The 22944-nt window shown below is 67.5% G+C and carries 23 protein-coding genes and 1 pseudogene; 17 read left to right on the top strand and 7 right to left on the bottom strand.

Going from position 1 to position 22944, the window contains the following annotated elements; translation table 11 throughout:
- The first annotated feature begins 239 nt into the window (after positions 1-239).
- The 3 genes from ABD844_RS13410 to ABD844_RS13400 all read left to right on the top strand — a co-directional run bounded on the left by ABD844_RS13410 (position 240) and on the right by ABD844_RS13400 (position 1684).
- Positions 240-551 carry a UBP-type zinc finger domain-containing protein gene (locus tag ABD844_RS13410; RefSeq protein WP_344876608.1) on the top strand — a complete coding sequence of 104 codons (312 nt, stop codon included), beginning with the start codon at positions 240-242 and terminating at the stop codon, positions 549-551.
- A 154-nt stretch (positions 552-705) separates the two neighbouring features.
- The gene (locus tag ABD844_RS13405) at positions 706-1326 is read left to right on the top strand and encodes a GlsB/YeaQ/YmgE family stress response membrane protein (RefSeq protein WP_344876606.1); all 621 of its coding nucleotides are present in this window, start codon (positions 706-708) and stop codon (positions 1324-1326) included.
- Between the two features lie 52 nt (positions 1327-1378).
- Positions 1379-1684, top strand: a complete 306-nt coding sequence (locus tag ABD844_RS13400; RefSeq protein WP_344876604.1) for a hypothetical protein — start codon at positions 1379-1381, stop codon at positions 1682-1684.
- Between the two features lie 260 nt (positions 1685-1944).
- Here ABD844_RS13400 and ABD844_RS13395 read toward each other — a convergent pair whose 3' ends face one another.
- Positions 1945-2229 carry a hypothetical protein gene (locus tag ABD844_RS13395; protein WP_344876603.1) on the bottom strand — a complete coding sequence of 95 codons (285 nt, stop codon included), beginning with the start codon at positions 2227-2229 and terminating at the stop codon, positions 1945-1947.
- 532 nt (positions 2230-2761) lie between these two features.
- On the opposite strand from ABD844_RS13395, the gene ABD844_RS13390 reads away from it, so the two are divergent.
- The 8 genes from ABD844_RS13390 to ABD844_RS13355 all read left to right on the top strand — a co-directional run bounded on the left by ABD844_RS13390 (position 2762) and on the right by ABD844_RS13355 (position 10169).
- The gene (locus tag ABD844_RS13390) at positions 2762-3088 is read left to right on the top strand and encodes a hypothetical protein (protein WP_344876601.1); all 327 of its coding nucleotides are present in this window, start codon (positions 2762-2764) and stop codon (positions 3086-3088) included.
- Between the two features lie 362 nt (positions 3089-3450).
- Positions 3451-3999: a hypothetical protein gene (locus ABD844_RS13385; protein WP_344876599.1), complete on the top strand. Its 549-nt coding sequence runs from the start codon at positions 3451-3453 to the stop codon at positions 3997-3999.
- Positions 4000-4835: 836 nt separating this feature from the next.
- Complete coding sequence (locus tag ABD844_RS13380; RefSeq protein ID WP_344876597.1) at positions 4836-5477, top strand: hypothetical protein; 642 nt, start codon at positions 4836-4838, stop codon at positions 5475-5477.
- A gap of 184 nt (positions 5478-5661) precedes the next feature.
- On the top strand, positions 5662-6156 hold the full coding sequence (locus ABD844_RS13375; protein ID WP_344876595.1) for a hypothetical protein: 495 nt from the start codon (positions 5662-5664) through the stop codon (positions 6154-6156).
- 327 nt (positions 6157-6483) lie between these two features.
- Positions 6484-6663, top strand: coding sequence for a VOC family protein (locus tag ABD844_RS13370; protein WP_344877052.1), 180 nt, complete (start codon positions 6484-6486; stop codon positions 6661-6663).
- 230 nt (positions 6664-6893) lie between these two features.
- Positions 6894-7478, top strand: a complete 585-nt coding sequence (locus ABD844_RS13365; RefSeq protein ID WP_344876593.1) for an SUKH-4 family immunity protein — start codon at positions 6894-6896, stop codon at positions 7476-7478.
- 829 nt (positions 7479-8307) lie between these two features.
- Positions 8308-9456, top strand: coding sequence for a sensor histidine kinase (locus ABD844_RS13360; RefSeq protein WP_344876591.1), 1149 nt, complete (start codon positions 8308-8310; stop codon positions 9454-9456).
- Positions 9453-10169: a response regulator gene (locus ABD844_RS13355; RefSeq protein ID WP_344876589.1), complete on the top strand. Its 717-nt coding sequence runs from the start codon at positions 9453-9455 to the stop codon at positions 10167-10169. Before ABD844_RS13360 ends, ABD844_RS13355 begins: the two co-directional genes overlap by 4 nt.
- Here the strand turns inward: ABD844_RS13355 and ABD844_RS13350 are convergent.
- From ABD844_RS13350 to ABD844_RS13335, 4 genes and pseudogenes are all read right to left on the bottom strand, one after another.
- Positions 10134-11258, bottom strand: coding sequence for an alpha/beta hydrolase family protein (locus ABD844_RS13350; RefSeq protein ID WP_344876587.1), 1125 nt, complete (start codon positions 11256-11258; stop codon positions 10134-10136). The genes ABD844_RS13355 and ABD844_RS13350 overlap by 36 nt on opposite strands.
- A gap of 411 nt (positions 11259-11669) precedes the next feature.
- A complete protein-coding gene (locus ABD844_RS13345) occupies positions 11670-12104 on the bottom strand; it encodes a hypothetical protein (RefSeq protein ID WP_344876585.1) in 435 nt (144 codons plus the stop codon).
- Positions 12105-12341: 237 nt separating this feature from the next.
- A pseudogene (locus ABD844_RS13340) lies at positions 12342-12512 on the bottom strand (IS5/IS1182 family transposase); the annotation flags it as partial.
- A 257-nt stretch (positions 12513-12769) separates the two neighbouring features.
- Positions 12770-13408, bottom strand: a complete 639-nt coding sequence (locus ABD844_RS13335; RefSeq protein ID WP_344876583.1) for a class I SAM-dependent methyltransferase — start codon at positions 13406-13408, stop codon at positions 12770-12772.
- A gap of 340 nt (positions 13409-13748) precedes the next feature.
- On the opposite strand from ABD844_RS13335, the gene ABD844_RS13330 reads away from it, so the two are divergent.
- From ABD844_RS13330 to ABD844_RS13310, 5 genes are read left to right on the top strand one after another with little or no spacing between them, the layout of a single operon-like run.
- The gene (locus ABD844_RS13330) at positions 13749-15368 is read left to right on the top strand and encodes an ABC transporter substrate-binding protein (RefSeq protein ID WP_344876581.1); all 1620 of its coding nucleotides are present in this window, start codon (positions 13749-13751) and stop codon (positions 15366-15368) included.
- A complete protein-coding gene (locus ABD844_RS13325; RefSeq protein WP_344877050.1) occupies positions 15368-16339 on the top strand; it encodes an ABC transporter permease in 972 nt (323 codons plus the stop codon). Before ABD844_RS13330 ends, ABD844_RS13325 begins: the two co-directional genes overlap by 1 nt.
- Positions 16336-17163 (top strand): ABC transporter permease, encoded by an 828-nt coding sequence (locus ABD844_RS13320; RefSeq protein ID WP_344876579.1) that lies wholly within the window; start codon positions 16336-16338, stop codon positions 17161-17163. Before ABD844_RS13325 ends, ABD844_RS13320 begins: the two co-directional genes overlap by 4 nt.
- Positions 17160-18860: an ABC transporter ATP-binding protein gene (locus tag ABD844_RS13315; RefSeq protein ID WP_344876577.1), complete on the top strand. Its 1701-nt coding sequence runs from the start codon at positions 17160-17162 to the stop codon at positions 18858-18860. The genes ABD844_RS13320 and ABD844_RS13315 overlap by 4 nt, the downstream gene beginning before the upstream one ends.
- A 20-nt stretch (positions 18861-18880) precedes the next feature.
- The gene (locus tag ABD844_RS13310) at positions 18881-19636 is read left to right on the top strand and encodes a (2Fe-2S)-binding protein (protein ID WP_344876575.1); all 756 of its coding nucleotides are present in this window, start codon (positions 18881-18883) and stop codon (positions 19634-19636) included.
- Positions 19637-19715: 79 nt separating this feature from the next.
- Here the strand turns inward: ABD844_RS13310 and ABD844_RS13305 are convergent, their stop codons facing one another.
- Positions 19716-20294 carry a TetR/AcrR family transcriptional regulator gene (locus ABD844_RS13305; RefSeq protein ID WP_344876573.1) on the bottom strand — a complete coding sequence of 193 codons (579 nt, stop codon included), beginning with the start codon at positions 20292-20294 and terminating at the stop codon, positions 19716-19718.
- A gap of 91 nt (positions 20295-20385) precedes the next feature.
- Here ABD844_RS13305 and ABD844_RS13300 point away from each other — a divergent pair, with 91 nt between their 5' ends.
- On the top strand, positions 20386-21774 hold the full coding sequence (locus ABD844_RS13300; protein WP_344876571.1) for an MFS transporter: 1389 nt from the start codon (positions 20386-20388) through the stop codon (positions 21772-21774).
- 26 nt (positions 21775-21800) lie between these two features.
- Here the strand turns inward: ABD844_RS13300 and ABD844_RS13295 are convergent, their stop codons facing one another.
- A complete protein-coding gene (locus ABD844_RS13295; RefSeq protein ID WP_344876569.1) occupies positions 21801-22943 on the bottom strand; it encodes an NAD(P)/FAD-dependent oxidoreductase in 1143 nt (380 codons plus the stop codon).
- Between the last annotated feature and the right edge of the window lies 1 nt (position 22944).

Raw genomic sequence — 22944 nt, 5'->3', positions numbered from 1 at the left:
TGAGCCCACCCGGACGGGCCTCTCCCAGCTCCGCCCGTTTCATCCGTCGCGACTCCCTGCCGCCCCTACCCCGCTGGTGAGACGCGGGATCGAGCCGGACGCGGCACGTCGGCAGGCTCGCTATCGCCGCAGATGATGAGCCTTGCTGGGATTGTGTGTTTCCGACGGCTCGCCGATCACCGTGACTGGTAGGTGACCAGTCGGCGCAGCTTGCGTCGCTGTCACGTGAGGGGGTCGTCATGACCCTGGACGCACAAGGAACGAACGCGACCGCCTGCGCCGGCCTGAACGGTCAGGTCCCGCGTTGCGATCACATCGCCCGTCTCCCGGCGGTGGAGTACGGACCACCCGAATGCAAGGAATGTCTCCTCCTCGGCCAGACCTGGACACGCCTGCTGGTGTGCCTGACCTGCGGGTGGGTGGCCTGCTCCGACGATTCGCAGGGCGGCCACGCCAAGGCTCACTACCGGGAAACCGACCACCCGGTGGTCTCCGTCATGGAGCCCCGGTCGACCTGGCGTTGGTGCTACATACACCGGCGGACCGTATGAACGAGAGGATAGGTACTTCATGACCATCTCTGAACAGGTGGTGGACCGCCGTCAGGACTACGACGGCTCATCGCCCTTCCCCGGGCAGAAGAGCACGCGCCAGCCGGCCGGGCCCAGGTCGGGCTGACAGTTGCGATCGTGGTCCAGCCTCGGAGTGACGGTCGGCTTCCATCGGCTGCTCACCCATTCTTCCTTCACCGGCCGGCCATGGCTGCGCATGACCCTGGCCGTCGCCGGGTCGATGAGCTTCCAAGGCAACGTCATCGACTGGGTGGCGGTGCATCGCCGCCACCACGCGTTCACCGACCGACCTGGTGATCCGCACTCTCCCTACCGGTACGGCACCGGCCTGCGCGGGCAGCTTCGGGGGCTTGCCCACGCCCACCTGGGCCGGCTGCTCGCCGACGATCCGCCCCCCGGCCGCGCGCTACGCTCCGAACCTGCCACCGATCCCATGCAGCCATCGATGCACCGCCAAAGGAGCTCGGCCATGGGCATCATCGCTTGGATCACCCTCGGACTGGTCGCCGGGTGGGTGGCCAGAATGCTGGTCCCCGGCAAAGATCCGCAAGGATTGATCATCACGTTCGTACTCGGCATCGCCGGGGCACTGCTGGGTGGCCTCGTGGCCACCCAGGTGTTCCACCTCTCCGGCATCCAGGGCTTCTTCGACCTGTCCACCTGGCTGTGCGCCATCGTCGGCGCGGCAGTCCTGCTGTTCGGCCACAACCTGATCATCGGTCGGCGCTCGGATGACCGGGCCGGTCGCCGATGAGTCCGCTCAGCGTCCTTCGGAGCTCCCGCTCCAGAGGCGGCGGAAGAATTGCATGAAGCTCGTCACCGAAACCATCGCCATCATCGCCTTCGGCGCCATTCTCACCTTCGCCCAGGCCGACGGATCGGTGGGCGGACTCGAACTTCGCATCGCGGGCGTCATCCTGATGCTCGGCGGCATCCTCGGGCTGCTGCTGTCCCTGCTCCGCACCAGATCACGCTGGAGCCAGTCAACCGCCCGCAGTCGTCAGGACGCCATCGATGACCGACCACCGCCCAGCCCGGCTGCTCCGCCCGGCCACGACGCCAGGGGACACCGCGGCAGCAGTCCTCCGCCTCCCGGCAGCCGTCAACCCTGACCAGCGCCGGACGGCCCAGTTGGCCGGGACGGCTGAACGACTGTGACCGTCACACGGCTCCACACGCAAAGCCGGGCGCGCCGCTGTCGTCCATGCGCGAGAAGCTGACCTCCCCTCGGCCTCGCCAGCGAAGGGTCGGGCCGCCCTCTCCGCTTCGCCCAAAACGAAGTCCCCTGCACGAGTGCCTTTGATCCCACCGTGCCCCGCCAGAAGCGACGGGCAGGCAAGCCCCCATGAGGAGCTGCCTGCCCTCTCCCGCCTTACACGCCCGCAGGTTGGCGCATCTGCTCAGGGATCTCCTCCTCCTGGATACCTACGAGGTTGAGCTGCTCGCGCATCTCCTCGACGGCCAGCCCGACCCCCAGTGCCATGAAAGTGGGCGCCCACTCGCCGATGAAGATCCCCCATCGGTCGGCGCGGGCGATCCCCTCGTTCTCGTACTGCCTGGACAGCATCCAGGACGCGAACGACGCGAGAATCGACGCTGTGCCGGCGGCGTACATATGGCTGGACCGGATGCCCATCTTGCGCAGCATGTTGAGCATGATGTCGCCTCCCCCGTTGAGTGACTCCCGGTCGGCTACCCCGGCATATCCCGCATAACCGCACATCAATGACCACACTGGAGTGTAAGAGAACTGACTGGACACACCCCTCGGCGGCCATCGACGGCGATGAATCCCTGGACATCGATCACAAAGTCGCCGAAGCGATCCGAAGCATGGTCGGCGGTCTCTAGATCACCGGGCAGAGGTCCTGCACCCTGGGCTAATTTCTATGTGTTCCCCCCGGATGCAGCTCGAGTCCTGCGCTCGAAGACCACGTGGGAGTAAGGCCCGGAGCGGCGATGCGCTCTCGATCAACTGGCCCGCGAGAAGCTGGCGAATGCGGGCGGCGGCAGGGGTGATCGGGGCCGACGGGCTGCTGCGGCCGGGTGGAGATCGGGCATCACCGCCTGCTGGCCACCCTCGTCGGGACGGTGACGGTCACCCGGTGCACGTGGCGCGCCTCGGGCGTCCGCAATGTGTATCCGGTGGATGCGGCGCTGTCGCTGCCGTCGGTGCGGCACTCGGCCGGGTGGCGAAGCTCGCGGTCGTCGAGACGGCGTGCGGCTCGCTCGGCGTGGCCCACGCGGCGCTCACGGCGCGCTGCGGCAACGTGATCGGCAAACGGCGTATCGAGCAGGTGGTGGCCCGGGTCGCGGTCGATGCCTTCTACGCCGCGCGGTTCCCGGTGCCGTGCACGGCGTTCACGGTGCTGGCGCTCAGCGTGGAGGGCAAAGGCATCGCGATGCGCCCGCAGACGCTGCGGCCCGCGCCCGGTTGCGCGGCCGCTTTGGTGGGTGGGTTCGTATGGATGGGTGGTCACCGTGGGGTCTGGTCGATGGCATGGGATTTCCTCTAGAGGGACGTGAGGGCAGGCGACGGCAAACCTTTTCGATTTGGTCATGGATGGTGCGGGCAGTCAAGAGTGTTGGATGACGATCTATTGGCGTGCACCTGCCTGACGCGCCTTTCTGCTGATCAAGGGCATTCGAGGCGCATGTTTACGAACCGCTGCACCTTGCAGTGAGTTCGCTGGGAGTTGACTCCCAGGTGCGTTGCGAAACGGTCTCGACAACCTGGATCTTTTACTCTCCGTTACATCGCTTGGGAATCGGCTGGGATCCCACCTTCGCGTGGATCTGTGCAGCGCCAAGGGCTGTTGCGCCTCATTCAACAGTGTGCCCGACCGGCTACCCCCAAAAGATCACCGACGCATACGGCGTGGAAACCGCAGAGGAGAACGACCGCACCACGGTCACCGCCTACGACGCGCGCGGCAACGTGCTGTCGGTCACCGACGCCCTCGGCAAGAAGACCACCCAGACCTACGACGTCTTCAAACGCCCGCTGGAGTCCAAGGTCCCCAAGGACCAGGACAAGGGCGAGTTCATCGTCACCCCCGCGCCGGTCTACGACCGCAACGACAACGTCACCAAGACCACCGCACCCAACGGTGCCGTGGCCACCGCGACGTACGACAAGGCCGACCAACTGCTGGAGTCGGTGCTGCCCAAGGACACCACCGACGGCCCGGAACGCAAGGCCACCTTCACCTGGGACCTGGCCGGCAACCTCGCCACCCAGACCGAGCCCAACGGCAACCTGCCCGGCGCGAACCCGGCCGACTTCACCACCACCTACACCTACGACCCGATCTACCAGGTCGTCGACGTCATCAACGCCGACCACCACAAGATCACCTACACCTACGACGACGTCGGCAACCTCACTAAGAGCCTGCTGACAAAGGGATTTGGTGTGGGGACGTGAGTCAGGAGAGCCCCGGGGTGTGGTCATCGTTGGGCTGTTAACCCGTGAACGGGAGCGGGCTCCCGGTAGCTGAGGTGGTGTCTAAGCAGCTCAGCGGCCAGGAGCCCGTGGTTGTCTGTCTACACGCCCGCGATCGGTAACGCCAGCGGTTGCGCCTCACCGGGGTGCGGATGTCGTGGCCGGAGACCGGCATATCCGTCGGATCTCACCGATATCGAGTGGGAGGTCATTCGGACTAAAGGGTCTCGAGGTGTGGCCATCACTTGGCGACGATATCCTCGTTCAGGTTGAAGCTATCAATATCGTCAGCAACAAAATTAAACTCACGCTCCCGTGATGCTGTCGTGCCGTACGGGTTGCTGATGTATTGCCGCTTTCGGGAGACCAGGCCGAGCGAGGCCGGTCAGGGGTGCGGCAACCGGAGGGCGATTTGATCGTCTTGCGGCGCCTGCGGGATGCGCGGGCGCCGCGGCCCCGAGGGCAACCGGGAGGTTACCGCGGCGGCCTGGGCCTGGGCTGACGGCAGATGCGTCAGTTCGGTGGCACCCATGCAGCAGGCGATTGCACTGGCCGTCAGCGAAGGCGGCCGGAACGGGGTTTTCATCGACGCCTAGGCGGTGCAGTCCGCAGTAGACTACGCGCTGACCGGAAATGCAAAAAGGATGAATAAATGGCTCCAGAGAAACGAGAAGGCAGCTTCCCCTCGAAGGGAACCTTTGGAGCGAATAACTCCATCGATTGGGCCACTCATGGCGACGGAGCCAATACTTTGGCGGGGGAAATAGGTATACACTGCTCCTTCAGCACCAAAGGGTTCACGTAGGCGAGGACATCGCGTGGACCGCTTATCCGAGGTAAGTGAAGACATGCGGCGGTATGCCGAGGACGATTTTGGCCTCACCTGGCTGATGAGTCACTTTCATGCCGACTGGACGCTCGTCGCAGAGACGGCGATCAGTGCGGTCCGGTACCATTTGTGGGAAGGGCTGGACCCGCACCATGTCATGTCCCTTCGCCGCGACGCATCGCTGCTCCTTGAGGGGCTTCCATCTGATTCCATAGAACATCTGTGGCAGTCAGGAACGGAATCCGGGCACTTCTTCGGACGTCACGTTCCGTCTGGATCGCAGTGGATGGAGATGCTCATCGAGGAATGCGATGCCTGGCTCGTGAGAAGAGGGACCATTCCCAGCCGTCTTGATCCATACGACCAAGAGGCTGGGGCCGGTGAGGCCGACTCAATTCTCCGCGAGCTGAACGAGGCTGCCGGGGCTATCGGCGCAGAGCTGGCCAATCAGTTGGCTCAATGCCTGCACCGCTGCACACCAAATCTCTCATTCCGTATTCTTCTACGAGTCCTGAGCTGCAAAGGCGAACCGATTTCTCGGAGCCAATACGAAAGGTTCACCAGAATAGGCGAAGCTCTTCACTATGGAGAGTTCGTGGTCTCCAACGTGGAGTATCTGGCGACTCAGTAAGAGCGTCTGGCAGTAGATAGGCGGATGGCCCGGGTGGAATACCACCTCCCGGGTTTTCCTGCTGACCGCTGGAGTTCGACCGGGTGTCATTTTCCGAAGTTGTGTGCACAGATATCCTGGGCTTTCGGGATCCGTGCGCGACGGTGAGGTCCCGGCATGGACGAGCGGTAGCACGCCCCGCTCAATGATCTGCGCCCGCTCGGACGCCGCCGCCGGCGCGGCACTGACGGGACTGCTGGCCGGGATCCCCGCCATCCTGCTGATCTTCTTCTGGCCCATCGACCTGCCCACCATCGACGACCTGGCCACTCCCGGCGAACCCATCGTCATCCAGACCTTGCTGCTCGCCACGGTGTGGACCTGCTGGGCCCTATTCGCCCTCGCCGTCACGGTGGAACTCGTAGGCACAATCCGCGCCCGCCGCAGCCACGTACGCCTGCCGTTCCAACGGCTTGCCGCGTACTTGATCACCACCATCACCGTAGCCGCCAACCGCCCCCATCGCCGCACCCCGCGCCCACCACAGAGACACCCGATCGCGCCACAGCCGCAGAGCCAGGCAAGACCGAGACCGCAAACCCGCACGTCACCTACGTCGTCCAACCCCGAGACACCCTGTGGACCATCGCCGAGCACCAACTCGGCGACCCGATGCGCAACCAGGACATCATCGCCCTGAACCAAGGCCGCACCATGAACAACGGCCGCCCCTTCACCCAAGGCGAGTGGCTCCAACCCGGCATCACCCTGCACCTACCCGCCGACGCCAGACCCAACAGGCTGTATCCATCTGATGGACCAGAGGAGGCCAAGCTGATCACGACGCGCAAGGCCCTCAACTTCTACGTCGAGGCGCTCGGCTTCACCAGGACCACGTCCCGCCGGGCGAGGTCCGGAAAGCTTTCGCTCGTCTCGCCAGAGGCATCCGAGGGCACGGAGCTGCTGCTGGAGCCAGACAGGCAACCCTGCGGTCAAGCCGTACGAAGAGGGGGCGGTCACCGACGACATTCCGGCCACGTCGCCCCAGGTGGCGGATGTGCAGGCGGTGTACGCGCGGCTGCGCGAGCTGGGGGTTACGTTCACGCAGGGGCCGAACAAGGGGAGGGTCGCGTCCACGACGATCTTCGACGACACCTGCGGAAACTTGATCCAGAGCGTGACCCAACCGCGTAGTACCTTGTCGTGATCGGGCGAAGGTGCCTGCTCGACGCTTGATCGTGTTGCCTGTCCTCGGAGTCGATCGAGCGGCACCGGGCGCAGATCCGCAGTGATGCGGGGTCGGGTCAGCGTCGGGCATTCTGATCGACACAGCCACGGCTCGTACCGCTTGCCTGGTACGTCGTGGAGGCGATCGGTATCGACGGCAGTTGTTGTCCGATGATCAGTTGGACCCGGTAGCTGGCTGAGGAGCCCGAGATGGTTACGCATGCGGAACTAGTGTCGGCGTTCGGCTCGCTCTCGGTGGAGACGATGCCGCCGGAGGTCGCCGAGCGGCACTTCGCCAACCCCGAGGACCGGCGGCTGCTGACCGAGGTCGGCGTGCCCCAATCACTCCTGGGGCAGTTGTATTTCGGCAACGTCCGGACCGACTCGCCGCAGACCATCAGCCGGACCCTCGACACCGGGACCCCGGACATGTTCCCGCCGGAGATCCGGGACGACATCGTGATCGCTGCGGGCATGGGCGGCGTCGCCTGCATGTCACGGGCGGACAACCGCATCTACTGGTACGAGCCCGGTAGCAGCGACCGGAACTTCGCGCTGGTCAACACGTCCCTGCAGCGATTCCTCGAGACCGCGTACCGGCTCCGGCTGAGGTTCAAGGGCTTCGACCTGCTTTACAGCGAGGACGAGGACGAGAGGGCGGAAGAGATCGGGGATGAGGTGCGCCGCCTGGTCGGGGAGATCCGCGACGTCGACCCGCCATCCTTCGACAGCCCGGCCATGTTCTGGCAGCACGTGGTGCTCTTTGCGCTGGAGACCCTCGCGTCGGAGGGGTGATGCCGGGTTGGTCTGCGGCCTCCGACGGAGAGGGGCGGCCGCGGCCAATGTCCGGGGAACGGCCCATCGGGGACAACCGAACGCTCATTGGCGATAACGAGCCCCGGGGTTGGGGAGATGACGCCGGCCACGGTTCCAACGCGCCCGCGACCTGCGACGGGCCCGACTTCTGAGAAGACCGTGCTCTCGGAAGCGGGGACCCCGCCGGGGCTTCCGAGAACACGCGCCGCGCGGCACCAAAGCCCAGCTCTGCACTTCCGAGAACAGGGCTACCGCCGTTGACCGGTCGACTGTTCCCGGTGGCCTACAACTGGACCGCCCAGACCCTCTGAGCCATGCTCAGCGCACCCGTGCCGACCTGTGGAAGTCCTCTCAAGAACAGTCCCAGCACCCCTGTACGCCACCAAGTCGCCTGATGCCACTTGGATCGGGATGGTGGGTGCCATGACCGGCAACACCGAGACCTGCCGCTCCGCTCGGGGCCAGGCGACAAGTCGCCGAGGAGCAGTGCCGACACCGCACCGCAGCACAACTCGGGGAGATGGCTCCGAATTTCACCGACATGAGCCCACCCGCCGAACTAGGGCGCGTATCGAGTCGTGATCAATCTGTGGGCTGATCCGGGTACCGCTGGCCTTTGCTGCGATGGCGCCGGTGGCCGGCAGGAGTCCCAGCGCGGCCACCATCGGCAGCACCAAAGAGCTGGGAGATCGGAGGATCGACATGATCGCCTTCCGGGTTGAGGAATCTCTTCGCCGACCCTTTCAGCGGTGCTCCCGCGCGGCCCCGGCCGCGGCAGCTGCTGGGCTGCCCCATCTAAGGTGGGCGCATGGCCGAACGGCGTCCCTTGATCGCGCACAGGCTGCGACCGGGACACTGGGTCGCCGTCGACGTGCTCGCGGGCGTTGCACTGGCTGCCGGGTTCTCGGTGTCGGCGGTGCTGGTGCCGCAGTCCGCCGGAGTGTCGCTGTATGCGGCCGTGCCGGTGATCGCGCTGTCCTGCCTGCCGCTGGCAGCACGGCGCCGGTGGCCGGCGCTGGTCTGCGCGCTGGTTCTGGTGGCGGCGGTGTTCGCGCCGTTCGCCGGGTGGGGGGAGGCGTTCGTGCCCTTGGCGGTCGCGCTGCACGCGGTGGCGCTCCTGGAAACGCGCCGGACGGCGGTAGCGGCGCTGGTGGCCGCGTTGGCGGTGACCGCCGCCGGTGCCGCGATCGACTCGCCCTCGTGGACGGAGGCGGCGTCGGCGTGCGGATTCGCCTGGCTGGTGCTCGGTCTGGCGTGGACGATCGGGCTTGCCGTACGGGAGCAGCGCACGTACGCCGCGCAGGTCGTCGCACGGTCGGCGCAGGCCGCGGCCACGGCGGAACGGCTGCGCATGGCTCGTGACGTGCACGACGTCGTCGCCCACAGCATGGGCCTGATTTCCATGCGGGCCGGCATCGCCAACCACGTCGCCGCCACGCACCCCGAGGAGGCGGGTGAGGCCCTGTCGATCATCGAGGAGACCAGCCGGAAGGCGCTGGCGGACCTGCGCCGCCTCCTCGGTCTGCTGCGCGACGCCTCCGGGGACCGGGACGGTCCGCCGTACACGCTGGACTCGCTGCGCGAGCTGGTCGCGGCGATTCCGGCCGGCGACGTTCGGGTAGAGCTCGACGTCGAGCCCGGCCTCGCGCTGGGCGACGAGGTTGCCCTCGTCGTCTATCGCCTCGTGCAGGAGTCGCTGACCAACGTGCTCAAACACGCCGGCCCGGCCCGATGTCGGGTGGCGGTCGGCACCCGTGCGGAGCGCGAGCTGGTGGTCGAGGTCGTCGACGACGGTAGCGGGGGTACGCCGCGTGAGGGGGGCCACGGGCTGGCCGGGCTGGAAGAGCGGGTGACTCTGTACGGCGGAACGTTCTCGGCGGGACCGGAGCCCGGAGGCGGCTTCGCCGTTCGCGCAAGGCTGCTGTTGCCAGGCGGTTCCGGGGAGGAGGAGAGGTGAGTACGTTCACGGTGCTGGTCGCCGAGGACCAGGCGTTGCTGCGCGCGGGGCTGCGCCGGCTGATCGACACCGCCCCCGACCTGGAGGTCGTCGGCGAGGCCGGGACGGGGGAACAGGCGGTGGAGCTGGCCCGCGGCCTCCGGCCCGACCTGGTGCTCATGGACGTCCGCATGCCCGGCCTCGACGGGATCAAGGCCACCGAGCTGATCCGGGCCGACCCAGTGACCGCCGAGACACGGGTGGTGATGCTGACCACGTTCGATCTCGACGAGTACGTCTATGGGGCGTTGCGGGCCGGAGCCAGCGGATTCCTGCTGAAGGACACCCGGCCGGGCGACCTGCTGGAGGCGCTGCGCATTGTGGGGGAGGGTCAGGCGCTGCTGGCCCCGTCGGTCACCACGCGGCTGATCGGGGAGTTCGCTCGGCGCGGGCCCACCGGAATCCCGGCCCGGCTGGCGGCGGGGCTGACCCAGTTGTCCGGCCGGGAGCGGGAGGTGCTCTTGCTGGTGGCTCGAGGGTTGACCAATCCGCAGATCGCCGAGCGGCTCGGCATTGGGCTGGCGACGGTCAAGACCCATATCCGCAGCCTGCTGGCCAAGCTCGCCGCGCACGACCGGGCGCAGCTCGTCATCGCCGCCTACGAGGGCGGCGTGGTCACGGTCGGCGGGCAGGGGCCATCAGCGGCGGTAGGAGACCTCGGGGAAGGCGAGTGACGGGCCCTGCAGCAACGTCTGCGGACGGCCGCGCAGGTTCTGCTCGAAGAAGGCCAGTGGGTAGGCGCGCTGGAAGGCCAGCGCCCGCTCGGCCGGGATCGTGCCGACGAGCTCCTTTAGCTGCTCCTTTCCCAGCCCCAGCGGCTCGGCCGACATGGGGATGAGCAGGACGTCGTCGCCGAAGGAGTTGTGCGCCGCCCCCTTGAGCGTCACGTTGAGCCGCCAGCCGCGCAGGCCGTCCCAGAAGGTGCGTAGCGTCGGATTGGTCGCCATGCCGCCCTTCCCATCGGTGTCGACCACCATGTAGGGCCGGTCGAGGCCGGACTGCGCGACCTTGCCGAAGACAGCGCCGTCCAGGCCGAGCCCGGCCTTGATCCGCGGGTCGGCGTACATGGCGGCGGAAGTGGCCGCGCCGCCGAGCGAATGCCCGAACATTCCGATCCGCGTGAGGTCCAAGAGCGGCTTCCCGTTACGGCCGGGCAGCTTCTCCTCCAGGGAGGGCAGGCTGTCCAGGACGAAGCGCACGTCGGCCACCCGGACGTCGACCGCCTTGGCGAAGTCGGTCAGCTCGGTGCCCGTCTCCACTCGGCCGCCGGGGAACTCCACCACCGCCGCGTCATAGGGGTGATCGATGGTGACCACCGCGTACCCCTGGCTGGCCAGCTCCTCGACGACGCCGGTCCCGTACGCGCGCGAGGAGTCGGCGCCCGGCGAGTACAGGACGACCGGCAGCCTGCCCGGGCCCGCGTCGACGGGCGCGCCCTCGTGGCCGTCGGTCCTGTCCAGTAGCAGCGAGCCCGGCTCCAGGTCGTTCATCTTCAAGTACCGCTCCGCCGCCGCCTTCGGCATCCAGGGGGCGACCGGGTGGGCCTGTACGTCCCGGGCCGGGTACCACAGGCTGACCATCAGCTCCCGCTTCCTGCCGGAGCCGTTCCAGGGATCCGGGCGGGACTGGTCGACCAGGTGGACCGAGACGGTCCCCACTGGATGCGGGCCCGTCGGCTTGGGGACCGTCAGGCGCTGCGGTGGGGTGGAGCCGCATCCGGCCAGCGTGAGGGCCAGGGCGCTGCTGATGAGTGCACGTTTCACCCTATTGACGATGCCGGTCGTGTACGGCTGCCGCCTCGGGCGCGGGTAGGACCTCCGGCTCAACCCAGGAAGGTAGAGCTCGACGAAGACCGTTTTCAGGGATGACGCTCGCGAACGAACCGCGCCTGAGCCCAGGACCTGCCGGCGACCTGGTTCATCACCACCGCCTTACCCAGACGGCCGACGATCAGGAGTTCGCCCAGTGTCTGCTGACGGTTCCGCCGACCGGGCCGCGGCGCCGCTACCGGAGGTGCGACGGGACCGTCTTCCTTCAGATACTTCTTCACTGTCCGCCAGAGCCCTCGGTCAGCCCTCCGCCTGTTCCGCCAGATGCTCACCTACGGCCTCGTCTTGGTCGTCGGCGCACCCTTCCTGCTCTGGCTCGTCTTCGGCTGGTGGTGAGCCCGGCGCTCAAAGCGGGACGCCAGGACCACGCAGTTCCTGAGGGCATCCCGGCACCTTGCGCAATTCGTGTGCCTGGTCGGCTGCTCCGATGTTGGTGAAGACGATGTCATAACAGCGCACTTCGTAGCCCGAGTTGAAGAATATGCCTCCTGCCTCGACGGTGACAGCGGTCGAGATCACCAGAGAATCTTTGTCGGGCCGAGCCGCCCTGATCACACCAGGCCCCGGCGTCTGCCGCCACAGGTCGCCCGATGAATCCTTCTCAAGCTGCCGATCGAGTTGCTCGACATAATTCTTCAACGCTTCTTCGGAACGTGTCTCAATGCCGGATTCGATGATCGCGCCAAATAACAGGTATGGGACAAAGATAATGCCAGCGACAAAGGCAAATAATGCAACCAGAGCAACACTGGACAGCCGCGGCCGCTTTTTGCCCTTCATATCATGAGTGTACCGCGCGGGATTCGGCCCGCGCGGTACACCGGGAATGACTCCCGCCCGCGGTCCACCAGCCGGTGTAGTTGACCGATCAGCTCAAGCGCGTCCCGTACGTTGCAGGCGATGTTTGTGCCATTGTTGTCGAGGTCGTATACCCAGTTGTTCACCGTCCCGACGATGTCCTCCTGCAGTTCTTGCTCGTCGTCCCCGGAACCCCTAGGCCACTCCACTGAACCCTTTTCAGCTGTATGCGATCTGCAGTGCGCGGTGGTTTTGTAGGACCGCGATGGCCTTGCAGAGGTGGCCGGTCTTGGACGGGCTGCAGCGTAACTTGCGGAGGATCTTCCAGCTCTTCAGCCGGGCGTTCGCGCGTTCGCCGGGTCCGCGCAGCTTGGCGTCGGCGCGGTTGGCCGCCCCCGATTTTCAGCCCGGAACGGGCGTCCCCGCAGGGATATCAAGGTCCAACTGCGTGACCAAGGTGCTGCGGCAGCTTCCATCGATGGCACCGCCGGCGGTGAGCGCGGGAGCGGCGGAAGGCTTACGTGCGAGCGGCGTAGGCAGCGGGCGCGCCTGTTCCGTGCCAGGCCGCCCGCTTGCCCGCCCGTCTGGTACGCGGTGCTGGGGCCTATGGTGCCCGCATCAGGACATGGCGGCGGTTTGTCTGCGCATCAGTGTCTGCGCATCAGCAAGTGGCCGCGGCGGAATCGTTCATCTTCCAAAGGCTCGCGCAACATCCGTGCCACCTCGACGAACTCTTCCTTGCTGGCCAGGTCGGCCAAGTCGTCGATCGGCCATCGGTAGGCCGGGGTGACCTTATGGTCGAACTGCAGCACCGGACCGCCTTCGGATTCGAAGAAACCGAGCAGGAGGTAACCACCCGGAGCCAGCACCCGGCGGAACTCGGCAAAGTACGGCGGCAGCTCCGGCGGTGGGATGTGGATGACGGAGTACCAGGAGAGCAGACCACCCAACTCGCCGTCGGCCACGTCGAAGGCGCCCATCGAACCGACCTCGAAACGCAGGTCAGGGTAATCCTTGCGGGCGATGTCGATCAGTGCGGGAGACAGGTCGATGCCGAAGGCATCCAGTCCGAGGTTACGCAGGTGTGCCGTCATGTACCCGGGACCGCAGCCGGCCTCGGCGACGGGCCGGGGCACGCCGGCCCGTACGAGTTCGGCGAACGCGGCGACTATCGCGCGATCCAGTGGCAGGCGGTCGAGCGAGTCTCGGGTGAGGTCGGCATAGAGATCGGCGACGGCGTCGTAGGCGTCCGCCGTCGCGGTCAGATAGGGGGAGGATTCGGCCACGGCAGAGGACTGTAGTCCATCAGTCGGCAAAGGTCGTCGATCATCGACCGGTCGGCGCGTCCGTGACGGGCCGTTGATCTACGGCGGGCCTTCGTAGACGGCGTTCCGGGATGGTTAAGGACGCTCCCAGCCGTCTCCCTCTGATCGTCACTCCAGCGCCATGCCACCCACGTTAGGGCAGGTCCCAGGCGCTCTTTGGCCTCCAGCCGCCCCAGGCAGGGGAATTACGGAGTTTACATATTGAGCTCTTGTATCTACGGAATACCTCTATAGAGTCGCATGAAACACCGCGCGCTCGCCGTGGCGGTGGTCTCGACCTCTTATACCCCCGGGAGGTTTCGTGTTCCGGCAATCGACGACGTTCATCGCGATGGCGGCCACGCTCTGGTTGGCTCTGGCCGCATGCGGCACCGCTACCGAGCCTCAGCAGACAGGGAAGACCGGCACAGCCGCGAAGAGCGTCACCATCGCCATCTCTTCTGACGAGGGCACACTCACCCCCTTCACCAATCAGACCGGTTACCCGGGCAACAACCTGGTGAAGCTGATCTTCGACACGCTGGTCATCGTCCAGGGGGACGGGGTCACGCCACTGCTGGCCAAGCAGATCCAGACCACCGACAACAAGGTCTTCACCCTGCCGCTCAGGTCGGGTGTCACCTGGCACGACGGCAAGCCGCTGACGGCGGACGACGTGGTGTTCAGCGTCGAGTTCTACAAGAAGAACACGGAGGGGGACTCCGCGATCGACGTCCGCCCGGTGGAGAGCGTGACTGCGAACGGCGACACCGTGGTGCTCACCCTCAAGGCCCCAGACCCCGAGTTCCCCCGCCGCATCCTGGCCGACATGGCGATCCTGCCCAAGCACCTGTGGTCGTCGGTGGAGAAGGTCGGCGAGGCCGGTGCCGACAAGGCGATCGGGACCGGCCCCTACAAGCTCACGCAGTACGACAACGCCCGTGGCTACACGCTGGCCGCCAACGCCTCCTACGTCATGGGCAAGCCGAAGGTCGACACCGTCAAGGTGGTGGTCATCCCGGAAGAGTCCACGCAGTTCGCCGCGCTGCGTACGGGCGAGGTCCACATGTCGACTCGTATCGTGCCGCCGCAGCAACTTCAGGCGCTGGAGCGGCAGCCGAACATCGGCGTCGCCAAGGGCACCGAGTTCGCCTCCACGCTGTTGGCCTTCAACACGACCAGAGCTCCGTTCGACAAGCCCGAGGTGCGGCGCGCCCTCGCCAAGGCGATCGATGTCGCAGACCTGGTGAAGACCGCCCTGCTCGGCCAGGGAACGCCAGGCGACCCCGGCTTCATCCACGCCGACGCCCCCGTCGGACCCGACCGGCTCGTTCCGCTCTACGACGTCGAAGCGGCCAGGCGCGAACTCGACGCCCTGGGCGCCAGGCCGGGGCCCGACGGGATCAGGGTCCTCGACGGCCAGCCCATGTCGTACGAACTGCTGGTCCAGAGCACCTCCACCGACCGGCTGCGCAGCGCCGAACTGATCCGCGACATGCTCAAGACCGTGGGCGTGGCCGTGAAGGTCACCTCGCTGGACTCCGACTCGCTGGATGCGAAGGTGTGGCCCGACTACGACGTACGCAAGGGCCGCAACTACGACATGTCGATGTGGGGCTGGTCGGCTCCGGTCATGCTGAGCAGCGGCACGATCGCCCAGCTCGTCGCCTCGGACCCGGATGACGGCTCGTTGAACGTCGTCGGTTTCAAGAACGAGCAGGTCGACGCCATGGTGAAGACGTTGACCTCGGCCCCCACCATGGAGGCCAGGACGACGGCGGCCAAGCAGCTCCAGGCGCAGATCGCCGAGCAGATGCCGTTCCTGACGCTCTACTACCGCAACGGCGCCTACGCCTTCCGCAAGGACGTCTACAGTGGCTGGACCTGGCAGAACGGCTCCGCGGTGCTCAACAAGTTCTCCCTGGTCGAGTTCAAGCCGTGATGCCCTGGCGATACGCGGCAGGCCGGCTGACCGAGTACGCCGCCGTGCTGGCCGTGGCACTCACGCTCAACTTCGCGCTGCCCCGTGCGTTGCCCGGCGGCCCGCTGAAACTGTTCGGCAGCCCTGAAGCGCTGGCCAGGCTCACCTCGGACGAGCGGGCGCAGATCGCCACCCAGTACGGCTTCGGCAAGCCGCTGCACGAGCAGTTCCTCGACTACCTCGGCGGCGTGTTCACCCTGGACCTCGGCACGTCCCTGTCCGATGGGCGCCCGGTCACCGAAGCGCTAGGCGAGGCACTGCCGTGGACATTGCTGCTGGTCGGCACCAGCATCGTCGGCACCGCGCTGGTGGGAGTGACGTTCGGGGTGGTGGGTGCGCTGCGCCGGCGCAAGGGCAAGGGTTCGGGGCTGCTCGGCACAGCCATCGTGCTCGACTCGTTCCCGCAGTTCTGGCTGGGCATGCTGCTCATCGTGCTGTTCGGGGTGCAACTCCAGTTGCTCCCGACGTTCGGGGTGTCCGGCGTCGAGGGCGTGACGGTGTCCGGCGTACTGCTGCACCTCATCCTGCCGGTGAGCACCATGACGCTGACCGGGATGGGCTACCTGTTCCTCTACACCCGATCATCGCTGCTCACCGTGCTGACCAGCGAGCCGATCCAGCACGCGCACGCCAGGGGCGTCCCCTACGGGCGGCTGGTCAGAAGGCACGCGCTACGGCCGGCGCTCCTGCCCGTGCACACGATTCTCATGATGGAGATCGGCTTCCTCGCCGCCGGTTCGATCGTGGTTGAGACCGTCTTCGCCTATCCCGGGCTCGGCCGCCTCACCTTCGACGCGATCACGGCCCGTGACTATCCGCTGATGCAGGGCGCGTTCCTGGTCCTGACGCTCATGGTCGTGCTGATGAACGCGCTGGCCGACGCCACGTACCCGCTGCTCGACCCCCGCGCGAGAACGGGAGGCCACCAATGACCCTGCTGAGCACCCAGGGGAAGATCGGCACCGGGATCCTCGCTATCGTCATCGGAATCGCCCTGTACGGCACACTGCTCCCCGACGAGGCCGGCCGTGCCAGGGTCGCCGATCCGTACGCCCCTCCTGGAGCAGGACTGCCGCTCGGCGCCGACGACCTTGGCAGGAACTTGCTCGACCAGCTCATCGTCGGCGCCGGCACCTCACTGAGCCTGGCCTTCATCGTCGCCATGGCCACCACCGTGCTGGCCGCGCTGGTCGGCGGGGCGGCCGGGATCGGGCCACGCCGGCTGTCTGCCACCCTGATGCGCGGCACCGACGTCATGCTGGTGTTGCCCGAACTGATCCTCTATATCCTCGCGGCGGCCTTCCTCGGTCAGTCCTTCGGCACGCGGGTGGCGATCCTGGCTCTCATCCTCTGGCCCGTCCCGGCCCGTGTGCTGCGCGCCGCGGTCCTGACCGCGTGGTCACGGGGCCATCTGGAGGTGGCCCGCGCGATGGGGGCACCGCGCTGGTGGCTGCTCCTGCGGCACGGCTCCTACCTCATCGGCCCACTACTCATCCCGATCTTCGTCCGTACGGCGATGCGCGCCGTCATCTACGACGCGACCCTTTCCTTCCTCGGCCTGGGCGATCCCACCGCACCGAGTTGGGGCACCACGCTGTTCTGGGTGCAGACCAACGGCGTGTTCCTCTCGGACGCGTGGCTGTGGTGGGCGCTCCCGCCCGGCGCTGCCATCACGCTCACCGTGCTCGCCCTCGCCCTCATCGGCATCTCCGTCGAGGAACGGCTCAACCCCGCGCTCAGGGAGGCCACCCGATGACACTGTCACTGCGCGACCTGACGGTCGGTTATGGCGGTCTGACGGCGGTGGACAGGATCAACCTGGACGTCGCGGAAGGCGAGGTCGTCGCGCTCGTGGGCGAGAGCGGCTGCGGCAAGACCTCGCTCGCGCGCGCCCTGCTCGGGCTGCTCCCCCGTACCGCGACCGTGGCCGGGTCCGCCCTGCTCGGCGAGGAAGAGTTGGCGGGCCGTACCGACTGGAAGAACGTACGAGGTCGTCAGGTCGCGATCGTGCCGCAGGGCGCGATGACCGGGCTCAGCCCGGTGCACAGGATCGGCGCCCAGCTCACTGAGATGCTCACCTTGCACGGCGGCCGTGCCGACCCCGCCGAGTTGCTCGAACGCGTCGGGCTCCAGCCCGCGATGCTGCGCTGCTACCCGCACGAGCTGTCCGGGGGACAACGTCAACGGGTCGCGATCGCCCTCGCGCTGGCGGGCGAGCCACGGCTGCTGATCGCCGACGAACCCACCACCGGGCTGGACGTGATCACTCAACGGCAGGTTCTCGCCCTGCTCGCCGGGCTCGGCACCACGATGCTCGTCGTCTCTCACGACCTCACCGGGCTGATGCCGTACGCGGACCGGGTCGCGGTCATGTACGCAGGCCGGTTGGCCGAGGTGCGCCCGGCCCGTACGCTCGCCGCCGAGCACGCCCATCCCTACACGGCAGGGCTGCTCACCGCCACCCCCGTCGCGGACCGGCAGGTGCCCTGGGGCAGCATCCCCGGCTCCGCCTCGGCCCTCGACCTGCTCCCGCATGGATGCCGATTCGCCGCGCGCTGTCCTCTTGCCACCGGCCGCTGCACCGAGGAAGAACCATCCCTGCGCACGAACGGCCCGGCGCAGGTCGCCTGCCACCACCACGACAAGGTGACCTTCCCCACGGTGCCACGGAGCGTCCATGCGCCGGGAGAGCCGGTCGTCCGCGCGTCTGGTGTCCGTCATCGCTACCGGACGCGCTCCAGGACCACGGAGGCGCTGCGCGGCGTGGATCTCGACATCCATGCCGGAGAGATCGTGGGGCTCGTCGGCGAGAGCGGCTCCGGCAAGAGCACCCTGGCCAGGATCATCCTGGGCCTGCTCCGCCCGACGCACGGCCGGGTCGAGATCGCGGGTGAGGAACTGACGGCGCAGCGCGGCGGCGCGCTCCGCCGCATCCAGCGGCGGATCGGGTTCGTCCACCAGGATCCGTACGACGCGCTCCACCCCGGGATGCGCGTCGCGAGCCTGGTGGCCGAACCCCTCGTCACGACCGGTGTGGCGCGCGAGCTACGGGCCGACCGGTTACGCGACGCGGTGAGCGCCGCCGGGCTGCCGGTGACGGAGGAGTTTCTGCGGCGATTCCCCGGCCAGTTGTCGGGCGGGCAGCGGCAGCGGGTGTCCATCGCCCGGGCTCTGGTCGCCGAGCCCATCCTCCTGGTCGCCGACGAGGCCACTTCGATGCTGGACGTCTCCACCCGGGCCGGCATCGCCACCACGCTGCGCACGCTGGCCGTCGATCGGGCGCTGGCCGTCCTGTTCGTCACCCACGACCTGGGCGAAGCGGTGCAGTCGTGCGACCGGATCGCGGTGTTGCGCCACGGCACGATCGTCGAACACGGCCCGTCCGCCGACCTCGCCGGCGCACCTGCTCACTCCTATACGGCACAGTTGCTCGATGCGGCTCGGACCACATGAAGAAAGAAGGACGGAAAAGAGTGACTGACGTCTTCGCCCGCCTGGAATCCTTCGGCGATCGCTTCCGACTCGAACGCGGACTCACGCCGGATGAGGACTGGATCGGTTGTGATCGGCTGCTGGATCCGTGGTCCGACGAACTGGGCCGGGTGCTTGACGCCGAGCGGCAGGCAAGCGGCCAGGTCTCCGATCACGCGACCGCACTGACGGTGATGGCGGTCTACGCGGGTACGGTGACCGCGTCCGCCGTGCTCGCATGGGCGGTCGACGGTGCGGTGATCGACATCCGGCCCCGCAACGTCGCCATCCGGCTCTCTCCGCAGCACGGTTTCGAAGCCGTCGGGCTCCGTGAGCCCAGCGTCACCAAGGCACCGGTGGAGACCCTGGTCGCGTGGGTACTGGATGAGCATCTGCTGCCTATCGCGCAGGCCATGCGCGTACGCACCCGAGCCGGTCTCCGGCAGCTCTACGGAGGCGTGGCCCATGGGTGCGCAGCCGCCTTCTGCATCGCCAGCCGCCGCGGGGGCGACGTCGATGAGCTGGAACGGGCCTACGAGACCTTCCTGACCACCGCCACCGGCGGCCTGGACCGCCTCGGCACGGTGATTCGGCTCAAGGAAGGAACGCGGGAGGGACTCTTCTATCTCCGCAACACCTGCTGCCTCTACTACACCTCGGCCGAAAAGGTGAAGTGCTCCAGTTGCTGCCTGGACACCGTCGAAGATCGGGTGACGAACTATCGGCGGGTGCTGGCCGAGGGCGTCGTCCCGCACTGAATCCGAAGGAGACGGCTTCTTTCCCACCGACGCTCGAAGCGCAGGGCAGTAGATCAAAAGCAGTACCCCCTGATCGCTTCTAGCCGGTCAGCACCGATTGGACCGACTTCGTCACCACGTCGGCGGCGTCACGTGCGGGCAGCCGTCTGGCGCGCAGTTCGTTCGCTGCTCCGTGCAGGATGTAGTGGACCAGGCTGACCAGCCAGGTAACGGTCAGGTCGGTGCGAAAGGCGCCTTCTTCCTGACCGCGACGAATGAGCTCCTCCATGCGCCGGGCAGGTTCGGCGTGCAGCTCTCGTATTCGCCCCGCGGGGAGGACCGTCTCCGCGGCGCTCAGCAGAGCCGCGGACTCGGCCACGATCTCCCAGCTCGATGCCAGCAGCCGGGTCATGGCGTCGCGGGCGTCTCCACTCAGGTCGAGGGACGAGAGGGTTTCCTCGCCGGATCGCAGCGCGTCCATGAGTGCGGCTTCGACCAGGTCGGCCCGGGTGCGGAAGTGACCGTACAGCGTCATGCGGCCGACGCCGGCGGCCTGGGCGATGTCGTCCGTGGTCGCGTTCGGATCGGAACTGATCAACATGCGCGCTGCGGACACGACGCTGGCGATGTTGCGCTCTGCGTCGGCACGGCGTTTGGAGCGCGCGGATGGTGAAGCCATGCGGACAGTCTAACTCGTATGTCGAAGTACGGGTTATAGTGGCAACCAGTTCTCGTATATGAGAGTACGAGTTGTCGCGACGGAGAATCCGATGACCCAAGAAGCGGTACGGCAGACCTCACCCCCCGAGCCACACCCGGCGCGATGGCGCATCCTCGGCTGCCTCGGGATCGCACAGCTCATGCTGATCCTCGACGTCACCGTGGTAGCCATCGCGCTGCCCCACATCGAGACGGATCTCGGGCTCAGCCGCGAAGCGCTGACCTGGACCGTCAGCGCCTACACGCTCACCTTCGGCGGGCTGATGCTGCTCGGCGGACGCATCACGGACCTGGTGGGAGCCAAGCGGGTCGTGCTCGCCGGGCTGCTGCTGTTCGCCATCGCCTCCCTGGTCACCGGGCTGTCCGGGTCGGCAGGCGTGCTGGTGGGCGGTCGAGTCGCCCAGGGCGTCGGCGCGGCGCTGCTGTCTCCCGCGGCCTTGTCGCTGGTGGTCGCCCTGTTCGACGGAGAGGAGCGGAACAAGGCCCTGGGCGTCTGGTCCGCGCTCGGCGGTGGTGGCGCGGCTCTCGGCGTGCTGCTGGGCGGTCTGCTCACCGCCGGCCCCGGATGGTCGTGGGTCTTCTACGTGAACGTACCCATCGGGCTGGTGATCGCCGTGGTGCTCGCCGTTCTGCTCCCGGCCCAGCCGCCCACGTCCGCCAACCGGTCTCGGATCGACGTGCTCGGCGCGGTTTTGGTGACGGCCTCCTCCACATCGTTGATCTACGCTCTCATCGCCGCCGGTGAGCGAGGCTGGCTCACCGTACTCACCGGCTTGCTCGTCCTGGCCGCCGCCGTGGGCTACGGGTTGTTCGTGCTGTGGCAGAGGCGAGCCCGCTCGCCCCTGATGGACGTCCGGCTGCTGGCTCGGCGGCCCGTGGCAACCGGCGCCTTCCTCATCCTGATGGCGACGGCGCTGATGATCGCGGTGTTCTTCCTCGGCACCTTCTACTTCCAGCACGCCTTGGAATACGGCGCGCTGCAGACCGGGCTGCTGTTCCTCCCGGTGGCACTGGCGACGATGCTCGGGGCCAACCTGACCGGACGCATGCTCGGCCGTTGGGGTGGGCGCGCACTGGCCGTCACCGGCCTGACGATCGCGGCGATCGGTATGGCGGTGCCGGCGGTGTCGATGAACACGGTCACCGTCGTGGCCGGCGTGGCCGTCGCGGCGGCGGGCACCGGCGCGCTGTTCGTCATCGCCTCAGCGACCGCGCTCGGCCAGGTGGCGCCCCACGAGGCCGGGATCGCCTCCGGCATCGTGAGCACCTTCCACGAGTTCGGCGCCTCCATCGGGGCCGCGGTGGTGTCGAGCGTCGCGGCAGCGAGCCTGGTCGGAACCACGTTGACCGGTTACACCAACGGCTTCGTCGTGGCGGCGGTCACGGCAGCGATCGGCGCCGTCGCCGCCGCGCTGTTGACCCCCGGCCGCTCAAACTGATCCTCGATAGTTCGGCGCCGAGCAGGTCATGCGTACTCATTGGTGATCAGTCGGCGGTAGGCGGGAAGTCGGCGGAGGAAGCCGACGGTGGCCGCGCCGACCACGCGGCCGTTGCGGTGGTACTCGGCGAGGAATCGGCCGTCGGGTTCGGAGGCGACCAGCTTGGGGTGGTGGCCGGCGCCGGTGAATCCGACGGCCTGTAGCCGGTGGCCGTACAGGTGGCACCAGAACGTCGGCACCGGGTCGAATCGGTCGGCGATGCCCAGCAGCGCCCTGGCCGCGTGCGTGCCCTGCTCGATGGCGTTGCTGTAGTGCTCGACGCGGATGAGATCCCCGCCGAGCAGCGCGGATGGCCGGCGGGCGACGTCTCCGGCGGCGGCGACTTGTGGTGCGGCAAGTCCGTGGCTGTCGACGACGACGCCGCCGTCGAGGCGCAGCCGGCAACCGCGCAGCCATTCGATGTGCGGTTCGGCGCCGAGAGCCACGACCAGCAGGTCGGCGGAGAGGACGGTGCCGTCGTCGAGGCGGACCGCCTCCACGTGGCCGGCACCGGCGGCGGCGATGACGCGGCGGCCGAGTCGCAGGTCGACGCCGTGGGCGCGGTGCAGGTCGGCGATGATCGTGCCGACGGGTTCGCCCAGTGGCCGCAGCAGCGGCACTGGGGCGGATTCCACAAGGGTGACCGGCAGGTCAAGGGCGCGCAGGGTGGCGGCGACCTCCGAGCCGAGGAATCCGGCACCGGCGACAACTGTGCGTGGACGGGTGGCGAGCGCGGCATGCAACGCCCGCGCGTCGTCAAGGCCGCGTAGCGTGATGACACCGCGCAGGTCGCCGGTGCCTGGCAAGGTGCGGGCCCGTACTCCGGTGGCGATGATCAGGCCGTCGAATGTGACGGTTGGCAGGGTGCCGCGGTGCAGCCGGCGCCCGGTCAGGTCCAGGCCGGTGGCGGCCTGGCCGAGTAGCCAAGTCACATCGAGTTGTTCGGTGCCGGCGAGGTTGAGGTCGGTGTCGCGATCGAGGAGATACTCCTTGGACAGAGGAGGCCGTCGGTACGGCCGGTGGCGCTCGGCGCCGACCACGCTGATCTCGCCGTCATAGCCGAGGCGACGCAGCTCCTGTGCGGCGGTCAGTCCGGCGAGGCCGGCGCCCGCGATGGCGATGGCGCGCATC

The organism is Nonomuraea antimicrobica (assembly GCF_039536965.1).
Lineage (GTDB): Bacteria > Actinomycetota > Actinomycetes > Streptosporangiales > Streptosporangiaceae > Nonomuraea > Nonomuraea antimicrobica.
The sequence above is the reverse complement of the archived record's forward strand: the minus strand, read 5'-3'. Positions and strand labels throughout refer to the sequence as shown.

What these genes read in the sequence shown, in the direction of transcription:
- ABD844_RS13300 (WP_344876571.1), top strand. Translation starts at nt 20,386, where the DNA reads ATGACCCAAGAAGCGGTACGGCAGACCTCACCCCCCGAGCCACACCCG.
- ABD844_RS13410 (WP_344876608.1), top strand. Translation starts at nt 240, where the DNA reads ATGACCCTGGACGCACAAGGAACGAACGCGACCGCCTGCGCCGGCCTG.
- ABD844_RS13305 (WP_344876573.1), bottom strand. Translation starts at nt 20,294, where the DNA reads ATGGCTTCACCATCCGCGCGCTCCAAACGCCGTGCCGACGCAGAGCGC.
- ABD844_RS13315 (WP_344876577.1), top strand. Translation starts at nt 17,160, where the DNA reads ATGACACTGTCACTGCGCGACCTGACGGTCGGTTATGGCGGTCTGACG.
- ABD844_RS13325 (WP_344877050.1), top strand. Translation starts at nt 15,368, where the DNA reads ATGCCCTGGCGATACGCGGCAGGCCGGCTGACCGAGTACGCCGCCGTG.
- ABD844_RS13395 (WP_344876603.1), bottom strand. Translation starts at nt 2,229, where the DNA reads ATGCTCAACATGCTGCGCAAGATGGGCATCCGGTCCAGCCATATGTAC.
- ABD844_RS13345 (WP_344876585.1), bottom strand. Translation starts at nt 12,104, where the DNA reads ATGAAGGGCAAAAAGCGGCCGCGGCTGTCCAGTGTTGCTCTGGTTGCA.
- ABD844_RS13365 (WP_344876593.1), top strand. Translation starts at nt 6,894, where the DNA reads ATGGTTACGCATGCGGAACTAGTGTCGGCGTTCGGCTCGCTCTCGGTG.
- ABD844_RS13360 (WP_344876591.1), top strand. Translation starts at nt 8,308, where the DNA reads ATGGCCGAACGGCGTCCCTTGATCGCGCACAGGCTGCGACCGGGACAC.
- ABD844_RS13375 (WP_344876595.1), top strand. Translation starts at nt 5,662, where the DNA reads ATGATCTGCGCCCGCTCGGACGCCGCCGCCGGCGCGGCACTGACGGGA.
- ABD844_RS13400 (WP_344876604.1), top strand. Translation starts at nt 1,379, where the DNA reads ATGAAGCTCGTCACCGAAACCATCGCCATCATCGCCTTCGGCGCCATT.
- ABD844_RS13320 (WP_344876579.1), top strand. Translation starts at nt 16,336, where the DNA reads ATGACCCTGCTGAGCACCCAGGGGAAGATCGGCACCGGGATCCTCGCT.
- ABD844_RS13295 (WP_344876569.1), bottom strand. Translation starts at nt 22,943, where the DNA reads ATGCGCGCCATCGCCATCGCGGGCGCCGGCCTCGCCGGACTGACCGCC.